Annotated in this window: 12 protein-coding genes; 10 read left to right on the top strand and 2 right to left on the bottom strand. The window is 67.2% G+C overall.

The window, feature by feature from the left end; all coding sequences use genetic code 11:
• The first annotated feature begins 12 nt into the window (after positions 1–12).
• Positions 13–1953 carry a M1 family metallopeptidase gene (locus BCL79_RS08555; RefSeq protein WP_121039931.1) on the top strand — a complete coding sequence of 647 codons (1941 nt, stop codon included), beginning with the start codon at positions 13–15 and terminating at the stop codon, positions 1951–1953.
• 138 nt (positions 1954–2091) lie between these two features.
• Here the strand turns inward: BCL79_RS08555 and BCL79_RS08550 are convergent, their stop codons facing one another.
• Positions 2092–2712, bottom strand: coding sequence for a TetR/AcrR family transcriptional regulator (locus BCL79_RS08550; protein WP_121039927.1), 621 nt, complete (start codon positions 2710–2712; stop codon positions 2092–2094).
• Between the two features lie 93 nt (positions 2713–2805).
• Here BCL79_RS08550 and BCL79_RS08545 point away from each other — a divergent pair, with 93 nt between their 5' ends.
• The 3 genes from BCL79_RS08545 to BCL79_RS08535 all read left to right on the top strand — a co-directional run bounded on the left by BCL79_RS08545 (position 2806) and on the right by BCL79_RS08535 (position 5325).
• Entirely contained in the window at positions 2806–3891 is a 1086-nt protein-coding gene (locus BCL79_RS08545) for an MBL fold metallo-hydrolase (RefSeq protein WP_428999452.1), read from the top strand.
• 94 nt (positions 3892–3985) lie between these two features.
• Positions 3986–4717: a hypothetical protein gene (locus tag BCL79_RS08540; protein WP_121039921.1), complete on the top strand. Its 732-nt coding sequence runs from the start codon at positions 3986–3988 to the stop codon at positions 4715–4717.
• A complete protein-coding gene (locus BCL79_RS08535) occupies positions 4705–5325 on the top strand; it encodes an HAD family hydrolase (RefSeq protein WP_121039918.1) in 621 nt (206 codons plus the stop codon). The genes BCL79_RS08540 and BCL79_RS08535 overlap by 13 nt, the downstream gene beginning before the upstream one ends.
• Positions 5326–5642: 317 nt before the next feature.
• Here the strand turns inward: BCL79_RS08535 and BCL79_RS08530 are convergent, their stop codons facing one another.
• Positions 5643–6581, bottom strand: coding sequence for a carbohydrate kinase family protein (locus BCL79_RS08530; protein WP_121039915.1), 939 nt, complete (start codon positions 6579–6581; stop codon positions 5643–5645).
• Between the two features lie 275 nt (positions 6582–6856).
• Here BCL79_RS08530 and BCL79_RS08525 point away from each other — a divergent pair, with 275 nt between their 5' ends.
• From BCL79_RS08525 to rodA (BCL79_RS08500), 6 genes are all read left to right on the top strand, one after another.
• A complete protein-coding gene (locus BCL79_RS08525) occupies positions 6857–7903 on the top strand; it encodes a rod shape-determining protein (protein ID WP_019186044.1) in 1047 nt (348 codons plus the stop codon).
• A gap of 156 nt (positions 7904–8059) precedes the next feature.
• Positions 8060–9178, top strand: a complete 1119-nt coding sequence (mreC, locus tag BCL79_RS08520; RefSeq protein WP_121039912.1) for a rod shape-determining protein MreC — start codon at positions 8060–8062, stop codon at positions 9176–9178.
• Complete coding sequence (mreD, locus tag BCL79_RS08515; protein WP_019186042.1) at positions 9175–9660, top strand: rod shape-determining protein MreD; 486 nt, start codon at positions 9175–9177, stop codon at positions 9658–9660. Before mreC ends, mreD begins: the two co-directional genes overlap by 4 nt.
• 1 nt (position 9661) lies before the next feature.
• Positions 9662–11722, top strand: coding sequence for a penicillin-binding protein 2 (gene mrdA, locus BCL79_RS08510; RefSeq protein ID WP_121039909.1), 2061 nt, complete (start codon positions 9662–9664; stop codon positions 11720–11722).
• The gene (rodA, locus tag BCL79_RS08505) at positions 11719–12831 is read left to right on the top strand and encodes a rod shape-determining protein RodA (RefSeq protein ID WP_121039906.1); all 1113 of its coding nucleotides are present in this window, start codon (positions 11719–11721) and stop codon (positions 12829–12831) included. The genes mrdA and rodA (BCL79_RS08505) overlap by 4 nt, the downstream gene beginning before the upstream one ends.
• Positions 12832–12997: 166 nt before the next feature.
• Positions 12998–14098 carry a rod shape-determining protein RodA gene (gene rodA, locus BCL79_RS08500; protein ID WP_121039903.1) on the top strand — a complete coding sequence of 367 codons (1101 nt, stop codon included), beginning with the start codon at positions 12998–13000 and terminating at the stop codon, positions 14096–14098.
• Positions 14099–14515 lie beyond the last annotated feature (417 nt).

Below are 14515 nucleotides of genomic sequence, written 5' to 3'. Positions count from 1 at the left end.
TCGGTCCCGTTCATGCGATCTCCGTTCCTGTTGATTCCCCTGGCCGTCGCCCTGGCGTCCGGCTGTTCCAAAGAACCGGCGGCTCCGACCGTCGATCCCACTGCCACCGCCCCGGCGAGCACTGCCATGAAAGCCGACAGCCGCAGCCACGATGAAAGCTCGTACGCCGAGCCGGACAAGGTCGTCGTCAAGGACATCGCGCTGGACCTGAAGCTGGATTTCGACAGCAAGCAGATCGGCGGCACCGCGACCTACACGCTGGAGTGGAAGGACAAGGCCGCCAAGCAGCTGGTGCTGGACACCCGCGAGCTGACGGTGGAGAAGGTCGAGGCGATCGCCGCCGACGGCAAGGCTGCCCCGCTGCCGTTCGTGCTGGCGCCGGCCGACAAGGTGTTCGGCAGCAAGCTGAGCATCGAGACCCCGGATCAGCCGGCCAAGGTCGTGATCACCTATCACACCGCACCGACCGCCTCGGGCCTGCAGTGGCTGGAGCCGTCGATGACCGAGGGCAAGAAGCTGCCCTTCATGTTCAGCCAGTCGCAGGCGATCCACGCCCGTTCCTGGGTGCCGCTGCAGGACACCCCGAGCGTGCGCTTCACCTACAGCGCGCACGTGGTCTCGCGCCCGGACGTGATGGTGCTGATGAGCGCCGACAACGATCCCAAGGCCGCGCGTGATGGTGATTACACCTTCAAGATGCCGCAGCCGATCCCGTCCTACCTGCTGGCCATCGCCGCCGGCGACCTGGTGTTCGAGCCGATCTCCGGCCGCTCCGGCGTGTGGGCCGAACCGACCATGGTCGGCAAGGCCGCCAAGGAGTTCGAAGACACCGAGAAAATGATCGGCGCTGCCGAGAAGCTCTACGGCGAATACCGTTGGGGCCGCTACGACATGCTGGTGCTGCCGCCGTCGTTCCCGTTCGGTGGCATGGAAAACCCGCGCCTGACCTTCGCTACCCCGACCGTGATCGTCGGCGACAAGTCGCTGGTCTCGCTGGTGGCCCACGAACTGGCGCACAGCTGGTCGGGCAACCTGGTGACCAACGCCAGCTGGAAGGACATCTGGCTCAACGAGGGCTTCACCACCTACGTGCAGGGCCGCATCACCGAGGCGCTGTACGGCCAGGAAATGGCCGAGATGGAGCGCGAGATCGACCAGAACGATCTGCTCGCCGAAGTGAAGGACATGAGCGCGGCCGACCAGGCCCTCGCCCTGCCGCCGCTGAGCGAGCGTGACCCGGACGAGGCATTGAGCCAGGTCGCCTACGTCAAGGGCGCATGGTTCCTGCAGTTCCTGGAACAGCGCTTCGGCCGCGAGACTTTCGATCCGTTCCTGCGGGGCTGGTTCGATGACCATGCTTTCCAGAGCGCGAACACCGACCAGTTCGTCGAGTACCTGAAGAAGAACCTGCTGTCCAAGAAGCCCGGCGCCGTCAGCGACGCCGAGCTGAAGGCATGGCTGGACGAGCCGGGCATTCCGACGTTCGCGACCAAGGCCCGCTCGCGCAACTTCTCCATCGTCGATACCGCCCGCATCGCCTGGCAGGGCAGCAACACGCTGCCCAACGCACAGATCACCGGCGAGTGGGGCACCCAGGAATGGGTGCACTTCATCGACGGCCTGGGCAAGACCCTGCCGGTGGAGAAGCTGGCCGCGCTGGACAAGGCCTACCACTTCACCGGTACTGCCAACGGCGAGATCGCGATGCGCTGGTATCCGTTGACGATCCGCAGCGGCTACAGCGAAGCGAACGACGCCGCCGGCGCGTTCATCGAGCGCGTTGGCCGTCGCAAGCTGATCATGCCGATCTACGCCGAACTGGTGAAGACGCCGGAAGGCCTGGCCTTCGCCAAGGCGGCCTTCGCCAAGGCCAAGCCGGGCTACCACCCGATCACCACGGGCTCGGTGCAGGACATGCTGGACAAGGCCGAGGCGGGCACGGCCAAGCCGTAATCGCCCGACGCATCGGTTGAACGAAAAACGGCGGGGAAACCCGCCGTTTTTTTATGCCTGCCTGCGTACCGCGAGCCGAGCCCGACCAACTAGCCTCCGCGACTGGATAAGGCATGCTTCTTTGCGTGGAAGCCTATGTCACACCGCGCGCACCGCCAGGAACATGTCCACGCAATCGTGCATCACCTGCTGCTGCTGCGCCGGCGCCAGCGGTGGCTGGCCGAAGGTGATCTGCGGCCAGAACGCAAAGGCCTTGAGCATCGCCTGCAACTGGTGCGCAGCCTCGGCCGGCGGCATGTCCGTGCGCAGCCGGCCATCGGCCTGGGCCGCGCGGATCCAGCCGGTCAGGCCTTCTTCCTTCTCGGCCAGCTTGTCCATCATCGCGCGCGCGCGCTCGGGGGCATGGACCAGTTCGGCCATCGCGACCCGGGAGAGATCGATGAAGCCGGGGTCGTCGAGCAGGCGCATCTTCCGCTGCGCGAAGACCAGCAGCTGCTCGCGCAGCGACTGCGCCGGATCGTACGGCACGACATCCAGCGCCTGGCTGGCTTCGAACAGCTGCCACAGGATCGCGGCGAACAACTCGTCCTTGCTGGCGAAGTGGTTGTACACGGTGCGCTTGGACACCTCGGCCGTGGCCGCGATGCGATCCATGCTGGTGCCGGCGAAACCGAATTCGCGGAACTCGGCCACCGCGGCGCGGAGGATGGCCTCGCGTTTACGGTCGGTGAGGCGGCTGGGGCGGTCGGGGGCGGTCATGCGGATTATTTTACACCGTTCAGTTTACTTTTCGGAAAAGGCAAGTAAACTCGCCGGTGTACTTTCCAGGGCAAGCCCCGCATGAAACGTCGCCTGCCTCGTGTCCTCCTCCTTCTGACGGTGTTGATCGCCATGTCCATTGGCCTGTTGACCTGCGGTGCCCGCCCGGCGGCCGCCTATGACCAGTCGCCGCAATTCGGCGACGGCCGCTTCCACAACCCCACCGGCAAGACCGACCTCGGCTTCTTCCGCACCGTCGGGGTGATGTGGCGTTTCCTGTTCAACAAGCCGGCCGATGCCAGCCCGCTGGCGCCGATCCCGGTGCAGGCGCTGACCCGCCAAGCCCTGCTCGAGGCACCGGACGACAGCCTGTGGCGGTTGGGGCATTCGACGATGCTGATGAAGCTGGACGGCCACTTCTGGCTGACCGACCCGGTGTTCTCCGAGCGTGCCTCGCCGATGTCGTTCATGGGCCCCAAGCGCTTCCATGCGCCCCCGCTCACCATCGACGAACTGCCGCCGATCACCGGCGTGATCGTCTCGCATGACCATTACGACCACCTCGATCACGACGCGATCCAGGCGCTGGCGCCCAAGGTGCAGCACTTCGTCACCGCCCTCGGCGTGGGCGACCGCCTGATCGCGTGGGGCGTGCCGGCGGCGAAGGTCGTGCAGCTGGACTGGTGGCAGGACACCCGCGTGGAAGGCCTGAAGATCGTCGCGACGCCGGCCCAGCACTTCTCCGGCCGCACCCTGGCCGACGGCAACCGGACGCTGTGGGCCTCGTGGGTGATCGACACCGGGCGTACCCGGATTTTCTTCAGCGGTGACACCGGCTATTTCGACGGCTTCGCCCGGATCGGTGAGCGCTATGGCCCGTTCGATCTGACCATGATCGAAACCGGGGCCTACGGCGAGGATTGGCCGGACGTGCACATGCAGCCCGAACAGAGCCTGCAGGCGCACCTGGACGTGCGCGGCAAGGTGATGATGCCGATCCACAACGGCACCTTCGATCTGGCCCTGCACCCATGGACGGAACCGTTCGAGCGCATCACCACGCTGGCGCAGGAACAGGGCGTGCCCCTGACCGCGCCGCACATGGGCGAACGTCTGGATATCCGCGCACCGGCACCGTCCACCCACTGGTGGCGCGAAGGACAGCCGAGCACGGAGTGAAATCGCTGCCCATCGGTGCCACACCGGCGTGCGCCGCTTGGCGATAAAGTAGGCGCAGGCGCCTTGCGCGCCATCGTCCAACACGGAGCACCCAATGAAGCGACTGATCCTGGTAGCGGCCTGCGCCTTTGCGCTGGCAGCGTGCAGCAACCCCGAAGCCGAGCGCCAGGCGCAGCAGGCCGCTGCGGCCGCCGCCAAGGCGCAGCAGGAAGAAAAGGCCGAAGGCGTAGCCAAGCAGTACGACATGGCGGTCGCCGCGCAGGATTGGGAACGTGCCCGCATCCACGGTGGCTCGCTGCTGGACCAGTACAAGGACACCGACGTCGCCGCCCGGATCGAACCGGGCTACGCCGAGGTCAAGGCCAAGGCCGAGGCCGCGCGCGAAACGCGCCGTCTGCAGGCCCTGTGGCAGTACAACCAGATCCCGGTCGGCACCAAGGGCATCCAGTCCTCGGCGCAGATCTACAGCAAGGAGCGCGTGGACGTGGATGGCAGCGGTGCCAAGCCGGTGCAGCTGGTGTTCCGCGATCATCCCGAATGGAAGCGCCATGCGTACCTCGTGCTGCAGGCCGGCGATTTCCGCTGCCCGAAGTGCCAGGTCAAGGTGACCGTCGACGATGGCAAGCCGGTCTCCATGGCCGCCTGGCGCCCGGATACCGATGAAGCGATCGCGATGTTCATCACCGACCAGAAAGCGCTGTGGAACCTGGCGCGCAAGGCCAAGGTGATCAGCATCGAGTTCCCGGTCAAGGCCGGTGGCACGCGCACGGCCGTGTTCGAAACCGGTGGTGTGGATGCCAGCCGCATGCCGTCGTGGTGGCAGTGAGGGGCCTGCCGGCGATCCGTCACTGGGTGTTTGACCTGGACGGCACGCTGACCGTGGCGGTGCACGATTTCCAGCGCATCAAGCGTGACCTCGCGATTCCACCGGACGATGACATCCTCACCCATCTGGCCGCGCTGCCTGCCGAGGAGGCCGCGGCCAAGCATGCGTGGCTGCTCGCACACGAACGTACGCTGGCCGAGCAGGCACAGGCCGCCCCCGGCGCGGTGGCCCTGGTACGCACCCTGCACGCCGCGGGCTGCCGGCTGGGCATCCTGACCCGCAACGCGCGCGAACTCGCCGAGGTGACCCTGCAGGCGATCGGTGTCGGGGGGGTGTTCGCCACCGATGACATCATCGGCCGTGACGAAGCCGAGCCCAAGCCATCACCGGCCGGGCTGCAGTACTTCGTTGCGCGCTGGCAGGCCGTTCCCGCCCAGATGGTGATGGTCGGCGACCATCGCTTCGACCTGGAATGCGGCCGTGCCGCCGGCACCCGCACGTTGCTGGTCAACACCCCGGACAACCCTTGGCCGGGCATGGCCTGCTGGCACCTGGCCGATTGCGGGCAGGTGCTGGCGACATGGGAAGAGAGCCGGGTTTCGGCCTGACTGCAGCGGCAAGTGCCTGCCGCATGATCCGCGGGCGATGGAGCCGGAAAGCAGCCAGGCATGGCCTGGCTCTACCCTCATCCCCCCGATCCCCGTCTGGTGGAGAGCCCCCTTGGTGTTCAAGGGGGCGCGCCAACGGCGCGGGGATGAGGTGGGATGCGCGGGACGGTTGCGCCGCAGGCGCAGTCGTCTCAAGGGGGCGCGCCAGCGGCGCGGGGATCAGGTGGAATGCGCGGGACGGTTGCGCCACAGGCGCAGTCGTCTCAAGGGGGCGCGCCGAAGGCGCGGGGATCAGGTGGAATGCGCGGGCAGTTTGGTTACGCGGTTAACGCGTAACCAAACTGCTGCTTGAACTGCTCATTGAACTCATCGAACGTGAAGCGCTGGTTCTGGGTGCCCGGGTGCTCGACCTTCAGCGCGCCCATCAGGTTGCCCATGCGGCCGATGGTCAGCCAGTCGTAGCCCTTCTCGATGCCGTAGATCAGGCCGGCGCGGAACGCATCGCCACAGCCGGTCGGATCGACCACGCGGCGCTCGTGCGCCGGCGGGATGTCATAGGTCTTTTCCGGGGTGTGGATGACCGCGCCCTTGGGGCCACGGGTGGTGATGTAGGCCTTGACCCGGCTCACGATCGCTTTTTCATCCCAGCCGGTGCGCTCCTGCAGCAGGTTGGATTCGTAGTCGTTGACGACGACGTAGTCGGCCTGCTCGATGAAGGTGCGCAGCTCCGGGCCGTTGAACAGCGGCATGGCCTGGCCCGGGTCGAAGATGAACGGCACGCCGGCCTCGAAGAATTCCTGCGAGTTCTGGATCATGCCCTCGCGCCCATCCGGGCCGACCAGGCCCAGGGTCACGCCCGGCACGTCTTTCACGTGGTTCTCGTAGGACCGCATCATCGCGCCCGGGTGGAAGGCGGTGATCTGGTTGTTGTCGTGATCGGTGGTGATGAACGCCTGCGGGGTGAACAGTTCATCGATCACCTTGACCCGGCTCAGGTCGATGCCCAGGCCCTGGAAGTACTCGCGGTACGGGCCGAAATCCGAACCCACCGTGCCCATCGGGATCGGCTCGCCACCCAGCAGGTACAGGTTGTAGGCGATGTTGCCGGCGCAACCGCCGAATTCACGACGCATGCGCGGCACCAGGAACGACACATTCAGGATGTGCACCTTGTCCGGCAGGATGTGATTCTTGAACTGGTCCGGGAACACCATGATGGTGTCGAAGGCAAGAGAACCACAGATCAAAGCGGACATCGAGTAAGGCCTATGCGGAAGGGGGTTTGAGGCCCGTTGGGCGGGCAACGAAACGGCGCCCTGCGGCGCCCTGCGGCGCAAAGGTTAACGGGTAGGGCGGCTTTGGGCCAGAACCCGGGCTGTCCGGATTGGCCTGAATGGCCGTGAAGGCTGGCTTTCGGCCAGATTTGTCCTTGCTCGCGCACAGGGGGATTGCTAGGCTTGTCGGCCTCGAATTCTGCCCATTTTTTCGCCATCCCGCGTTGGGCGCGACACCCCTCAGGATCAACTCCCAGATGTTCAAGAAACTGCGTGGCATGTTCTCCAATGACCTGTCCATCGACCTGGGCACGGCCAACACCCTCATCTACGTGCGTGGGCAGGGGATCGTGCTGAACGAGCCGTCGGTCGTGGCCGTGCGCCAGGACCGTGCCATCGGTGGTACCCGTTCCGTGGCTGCCGTGGGCGCCGAGGCCAAGCAGATGCTCGGCCGTACCCCGGGCCATATCACCACCATCCGCCCGATGAAGGATGGCGTCATCGCCGACTTCACCTACACCGAGGCGATGCTCAAGCACTTCATCAAGAAGGTCCACAAGTCGCGCTTCCTGCGCCCGAGCCCGCGCGTGCTGGTCTGCGTGCCGGCCGGCTCGACCCAGGTCGAGCGCCGCGCGATCAAGGAATCGGCCGAGGAGGCCGGTGCGCGTGATGTGTTCCTGATCGAAGAGCCCATGGCCGCTGCGATCGGCGCCGGCATGCCGGTCACCGAAGCGCGCGGCTCGATGGTCATCGACATCGGCGGCGGCACCACCGAAGTGGCGGTGATCTCGCTCAACGGCATCGTCTACTCGGCCTCCGTGCGTATCGGCGGCGACCGCTTCGACGAATCGATCACCAACTACGTGCGCCGCAACCACGGCATGCTGATCGGTGAAGCGACCGCCGAGCGGATCAAGGTCGAGCTGGGCTGCGCCTACCCGCAGGCGGAAGTGATCGAGATGGAAATCTCCGGCCGCAACCTCGCCGAGGGCGTGCCGAAGATGATCAAGATCAACTCCAACGAAGTGCTTGAAGCCCTGCATGAGCCGCTCTCGGGCATCGTCAGCGCGGTCAAGCTGGCGCTGGAGCAGACCCCGCCGGAACTGTGCGCCGACGTCGCCGAGCGCGGCATCGTGCTGACCGGTGGTGGCGCCCTGCTGCGTGACATGGACCGCCTGATCTCCGAGGAGACCGGCCTGCACGTGCAGGTGGCCGATGACCCGCTGACCTGCGTGGCCCGCGGTGGTGGTCGTGCGCTGGAGCTGGTGGACATGCACGGCAACGAGTTCTTTGCGCCGGAGTAAGCCGTACCGGCCGTGTATCGTAGACGCGCCTCTGCGGCGTGATGCCTCCAGCAAGCTTCGCTTGCCGGGCGTCACCTCGCCGGGGCGTTGTCGCATGCTGTTCCCGCTGCGCTCTTGTTCCGCGCGCTTCATCCACACTATTTCCAGTCGACGCCTGTGCCGCCTTACGCCGGTCCTCCCGTAGCCTCCCGCCAGGGCGATGCCGCCAGTCCGCTGCGCCTGCTCGCTTACCTGGCGTTGGCCATCACCCTGATCGTGCTTGATGACCAGGCCGGCTGGCTGTCGCGCCTGCGCGCGCAGGCCAACGTGCTGGTGCAGCCGGTATGGGCATTGGCCGGTCTGCCGGGACGGCTCGGCACCCAGGTCAAGGACAACGCGGCCAGCCACGGCCAGCTCGTCACCGAGAACCGCGAGCTGCGCAACCAGTTGCTGATCGCCAATGCGCGCCTGACCCGGCTGCAGACCGCCGCGCTGGACAACGCCCAGCTGCGCGAACTGCTCAACGTGGCCGAGCGCAGTGGCCTGGATGTGCAGCTCGCGCCGATCCTGGATATCGACCTGGACCCGGTGCGCCAGCGCCTGGTGCTGGCGGCCGGCACCCGCGATGGCGTGCATGTCGGCCAGGCGGTGATCGATGCCGGTGGCCTGATGGGCCAGGTGATCGCCACCACCGGCAACAGCGCGACCGTCCTGCTGCTCACCGATCCCGACCATGCCGTGCCCGTCACCGTGGCCCGCAACGGCGTGCGCCTGATCGTCTACGGCCGCGGCGACACCCTGGAACTGCGCGACATTCCGCTCAGTGCCGGGGTGGAAGTGGGCGATGAGATCGTCACCTCGGGGTTGGGCGGGCGCTTCCCGGCCGGCTTCCCGGTCGGCAGCATCACCGCGCTGCGCCCGGATGACACCCACGCCTTCCTGGTCGGTGTGCTGAAGCCGGCCGCCCAGCTCGACCGTGGCCGCGATGTGCTGCTGCTGCGCCCGGGCGAGGCGATCCGCATTCCGCCGAACCTGCGCCGTGATGCGGGCGAAGCCGGTGGCCCGGCCGCGCTGCCGCTGCAGGCCGGCGCGCCGGCAGGCACCGCAGCGCCGGCCAGTGCCACCCCGGCGGGTTCATCCCCGGGCTCCACGGCACCTGCGACGGCGCCCGCCAATGCACCGCAGGCCAACCGGCCCGGTCCATCCGCGCCGGTACCGGTGACTCCGCGTCGCCCCGCAGCCTCGCCTGCGCCCGCGCCTGAAACCGGCGCCGCGCCGCCGGAGGAACAACGATGAGCCGCCTGCGCGACAAACCCTGGGTGCTGCCGGTGAGTCTGGTCGTGGCGCTGCTGCTGGGCCTGTTGCCGCTTCCGGCGCTGCTGCAGCCGCTGCGTCCTTACTGGCTGGCACTGGTGCTGGCCTACTGGGTGATCGAAACACCGGACCGGGTCGGGCTGGGCATCGCCTTCGCCAGCGGCGTGATCGCCGATCTGCTCTACGGCGGCGTGCTCGGCGAGCAGGCGCTGCGGCTGGTGATCCTGACCTTCATCCTGCAGCGCTTCCGCGCGCGGATCCGCTTCTTCCCGATGTCCCAGCAGATCCTGGCGATCGGTGGCCTGCTGTTCAACGACCGCATCGTCAGCGCGGTGGTGCACATCGTGGTCGGCGAGCCGACCCTGCCGTGGTCGTACTGGTGGGCCCCGCTGCTGGGCATGGCGCTGTGGCCGCTGGTGTTCGTGCTGCTGGATGCGCTGCGTTTCGGGCGACGCGGGCGCTGACATGTACATGCGCCGCCAGGCCAAGAATCCGCATGCCGAGGCAGAACAGTTCCGGCGCCGTGCCGCGCTGGGCTTCCTCGGTGTACTGGTATGCCTGTTCGGCCTGGGAGGGTGGTACTTCAAGCTGCAGGTGATGGACCACGACATCTACGCCACGCGCTCGGAGGCCAACCGGATCAAGCCGCGGCCGGTGGTGCCGGGGCGCGGGATGATCTACGACCGCAACGGCCGGCTGCTGGCCGAAAACGTGCCGGCGTTCCGCCTGGACATCACCCCGGACAAGGTCAAGGACATGGACGCCACGCTGGCGGGCCTGTCCAAGATCCTCGCGCTGAGCCCGGAAGATATCGAGACCTTCAACAAGTCGCGCAAGGCACGTCGCAGTTTCCTGCCGGTCACGCTGAAGCTGCGTGTCACCGATGAGGAGATGGCGCGCTTCGCGGTGGACCGCTGGCGCTTCCCCGGCGTGGAGCTGGAGCCGTACCTGACCCGCCGCTACCCGTACGGCGATCTGTTCGCGCACATCATCGGCTACGTCGGCCGGGTCGATGACAAGGATCTGGAGATGCTGGGCGAGGGCAATGCCGCGCTGACCCATATCGGCAAGTCCGGGCTGGAGCGCTATTACGAGCAGCAGCTGCGCGGCAAGGTCGGCTACGAGCAGGTCGAAACCAACGTGCAGGGCCGCGCGATCCGCACCATCGGCCGGGTCGCGGCGCAGTCGGGCAGCGATCTACGGCTGTCCATCGATGCCGATCTGCAGCGCGCGATGGTCGCCGCCTTCGGCGAGTTTGAAGGTGCGGCGGTGGCGATGGACCCGCGCACCGGCGAAGTGCTGGCGATGGTCAGCCTGCCGTCCTACGACCCCAACCTGTTCGTCAACGGCATCTCGCATGCCGATTTCAAGGCGCTCAACGACAATCCCTCGCGGCCGCAGTTCAACCGCCTGGTCCTGGGTGGCGTCGCGCCGGGTTCGACGATCAAGCCGCTGATCGGCCTGGCCGGCCTGGACAGTGGCGTGCGCAAGCCCGAAGACAAGATCCTGTCCACCGGCATGTTCTATCTGCCGGGCACCTCGCGCGGCTGGGGCGATGCCAACCGTGGCGGCCATGGCTGGACCGATCTGCGCAAGTCGATCACCCAGTCGGTCAACACGTACTACTACAGGCTGGCGCTGGATCTGGGCATCGATCGCTTCGACCACTACATGGGCTACTACGGGTTCGGCGCACCGACCGGCATCGATCTGACCGGCGAGATCGGCGGCATCCTGCCCTCGCCGGCGGCCAAGTTCAAGGCACGCAAAGAGCGCTGGTATCCCGGTGATACGGTCAATGTCAGCATCGGCCAGGGCGACTGGAAGGTCACCCCGCTGCAGCTGGTGCATGGCGTGGCGGGCATCGCCGATGGCCAGCTGCGCCAGCCGCACCTGGTGATGCAGCAGCGCGCCGGTTTCGATGCCGACTGGACGGCGACGCCGCCGGGCGAGAGCAAGCCGATCAGCCCTACGCCGGGCAATCTGCAGGCGGTGCGCGAGGGCATGATGGGCACCATGCAGCCGGGCGGCAGCGGCGCGCGGGCAGCCGCGGGCGCGCCGTACGTGATGGCGGGCAAGACCGGTACCGCACAGGTGATCAGCCGGCGCGGTACGGCGGCGGTCAATCCGCGCAGCCTGCCGCTGCATCTGCGCCATCGCGCGCTGTTCGTGGGTTTCGCGCCGGCCGACCATCCGGTGATCGCCGTGGCGATCGCGGTCGAAGGCGGCGGTTACGGTGGCTCGGCCGCTGCACCGATCGCACGCAAGATTTTCGATGCCTGGCTGCTGGGCAAGATGCCCGACGGCCTGGAGCCGCTGGACAGCGAGCGCGGTACCACCGCGATCGGCATCACCGCCTTCGATGGCGGCGATGGCGCCGTGCGCGAGGCGGGCGATGCCGCCGTGGCTGCGCTGGAGTTGATGCCGGTGGTGGTGGGCCTGCCTGCGCCTGCGCCCGCGCCGGACCCCGCTGCACCCGTCCCCAGTGCCACTCCACCCCCGACCGCACCGGAGCGGCCACGATGAAGGTCTTCCTGCGCTGGGCGGTCGACATGGCCGTCCGCTTCAGCAGTTCGCTGGACTGGGTGCTGTGCCTGGCCCTGGCCGCGCTGATGCTGATGGGCCTGGCCGTACTCAAGAGCGCCGGAGGCGACGGCCTGGTGTTCGCCCAGGGGGCGCGCTTCGCGGTTGGCCTGGGCGCGATGTGGGCGATCTCGCGGATCTCGATCCTGCGCATCCGTTCGGCCACGCCGCTGATCTACGCAGTCTCGATGATCCCGTTGCTGGCCGTGTTCGTGCTGGGCACCGGCAAGTACGGCCGCCAGTGGCTGGATCTGAAAGTGTTCTACCTGCAGCCGGCCGAGCTGCTCAAGGTCAGCCTGCCGATGATGGTGGCCTGGTATCTGCACCGCATGCCGCTGCCGCCGCGCTTCTCCACCGTGCTGACCAGTGCGGTGATCATCGGCGTGCCGACCGGGCTGGTGATGCTGCAGCCGGATTTCGGCACCGGTGTGCTGATCGCTGCCAGCGGCGCGTTCGTGCTGCTGCTGGCCGGCCTGCCCTGGTGGTGGGTAGGCGTGGCGGTCGGCGGTGTGGCCGCGGCCGCGCCGGTGGCCTGGTTCTGGCTGCTGCGGCCGTACCAGAAGGACCGCATCATGATGTTCATGGATCCGGAAAGCGACGCGCTCGGCGCGGGCTGGAACATCATCCAGTCCAAGATCGCGATCGGCTCGGGTGGCTTCGATGGCAAGGGCTGGGGGCAGGGCTCGCAGTCGCACCTGAACTTCATTCCCGAGCAGACCACCGACTTCGCCTTCTCCGTGCTCAGCGAGGAGTTCGGGTGGATCGGCGTGGCGATCGTGCTGGCACTGTACCTGGTGGTGATCGGGCGTTGCCTGTGGATCGCCTCGCAGTCGCGCGATACCTATTCGCGGCTGCTGGCCGGCGCGACCGGGCTGGCGTTCTTCGTCTACGTGCTGGTCAACGGCGGCATGATTTCCGGCCTGCTGCCGGTGGTCGGCGTGCCGATGCCGTTGATCAGTTACGGCGGTACCTCGGCGGTCTCGCTGTTGGCCGGCTTCGGGCTGGTGATGGCGGTGCGTCGCCACAATCCGGTACACGGCGGCTACGGCTGAGCGCACGCGATGCGTGCGCCGTGGCCCGGCGGTACGTATCGGCTAAGGATTGCGTCGCCCGCGCGTGTTACGGTCCTGCGCTCGCGCCGGCCCGCCTAGCGGGTCCGCTTTCTGTTCGCCGTGTCGCCTCCTGCTGTGCGTCGCGTCATCCACAGGAGTCGTCCGCATGGTCGAACTACTGCAGCGCGCACGCGCCGTGTTCCATTTCTTTTTCCAAACCCTGGATCTGCCCCTGGTGGGCGCGCTGTGCCTGCTGATGGTGGCCGGCCTGGCCGTCCTGCACAGCGTGGACGGGCCCGTGCATGCGCAGGCGATGCGCTACGGCGCCGGGCTTGCCGCGCTGTGGGGACTGTCGCGGCTGCCGGTGGTGACGCTGCGCGCGTGGTCGCCCTGGATCTACACCTTGTCCTTGCTGCCACTGCTGGCCGTGTATGTGGTCGGCACCGGCAAGTACGGCCAGCGCTGGTTGAACCTGGGCGTGTTCTACCTGCAACCTTCCGAGCTGCTCAAGCTCAGCCTGCCGATGATGATGGCCTGGTACCTGCACAAGCAGCCGTTGCCACCACGGCCGCGCGCGGTGCTGACCGCCGCGTTGCTGATCGGCGGCCCGGCGGTGCTGATCCTGCTGCAGCCCAACCTGGGCACCGCCACGCTGGTGACCGCCAGCGGGGTATTCGCGCTGTTGCTGGCCGGCCTGCGCTGGTGGTGGATGGCCGTCGCGCTGGGGGGGTTGTCGGTGGCCGCGCCGCTGGCCTGGTTCGGCCTGCTGCGGCAATACCAGAAGGATCGCGTGCTGACCTTCCTGTATCCGGAGAACGATCCGCTGGGCACCGGCTGGAACATCATCCAGTCCAAGATCGCGATCGGCTCGGGCGGCCTGCATGGCAAAGGCTGGGGGCAGGGCACCCAGGCCACGCTGGATTTCCTGCCCGAATACACCACGGATTTCGCCTTCTCGGTGCTGGCCGAGGAGTTCGGCTGGGTCGGCGTGGCGGTGGTGCTCAGCCTGTTCCTGTTCGTCACTGCGCGCTGCCTGTGGATCGCCAGCCAGTCGCGTTGTGGTTACTCGCGCCTGCTGGTGGGCACCACCGGCCTGGTGTTCTTCGTCTATGTACTGGTCAACGGCGGCATGATCTCCGGCCTGTTGCCGGTGGTCGGCGTGCCGATGCCGCTGATCAGTTATGGCGGCACCTCGGCGGTCTCACTGCTGGCCAGCTTCGGGCTGGTGATGGCGGCGCGCCAGCATCAGCCGGTGCACGCGACGTGAGTTGCCGGTGCGGCCGCGATTGCGCACCCCAAGCACACGAAAACGGTTTCAGGTGCAAACGTTGTCAACGCGCGGAGATAAAAGTGAGAAGTGGCGCACAGATATGAAGTGACTTGATCTCGATCAATGGACTTGTCGTAAACGGCCTGCACAATGGCGGCCCGCCAACAACGACGCGCTGAGCCAAGCATCGCGGAGGGGGAGTCTGGCGGGGAGTAGTTGACCCAACAGGCAGAGGGGCGAGGCACGCGCTGGGGAGATGCGCGCCGCGCCGCTGCCGATCGGGTCCGGTTTGGCCGGTTGCGTCTGCGGGGATGGGGACGCAACCGGCGGACCTCTTGTGCGTTCTGCGTCTTTCTCAAAAGTGAGACGTGCGTTGCTCGATGGCCCTTCGCCGGGCGGCTGCGGTGAGCCAGC

The sequence above is a fragment of the Stenotrophomonas rhizophila genome (assembly GCF_003651185.1).
GTDB classification, from domain to species: domain Bacteria; phylum Pseudomonadota; class Gammaproteobacteria; order Xanthomonadales; family Xanthomonadaceae; genus Stenotrophomonas; species Stenotrophomonas maltophilia_Z.
Note: the sequence above shows the minus strand (reverse complement) of the source record. Positions and strands in the feature narration are given on the sequence as shown.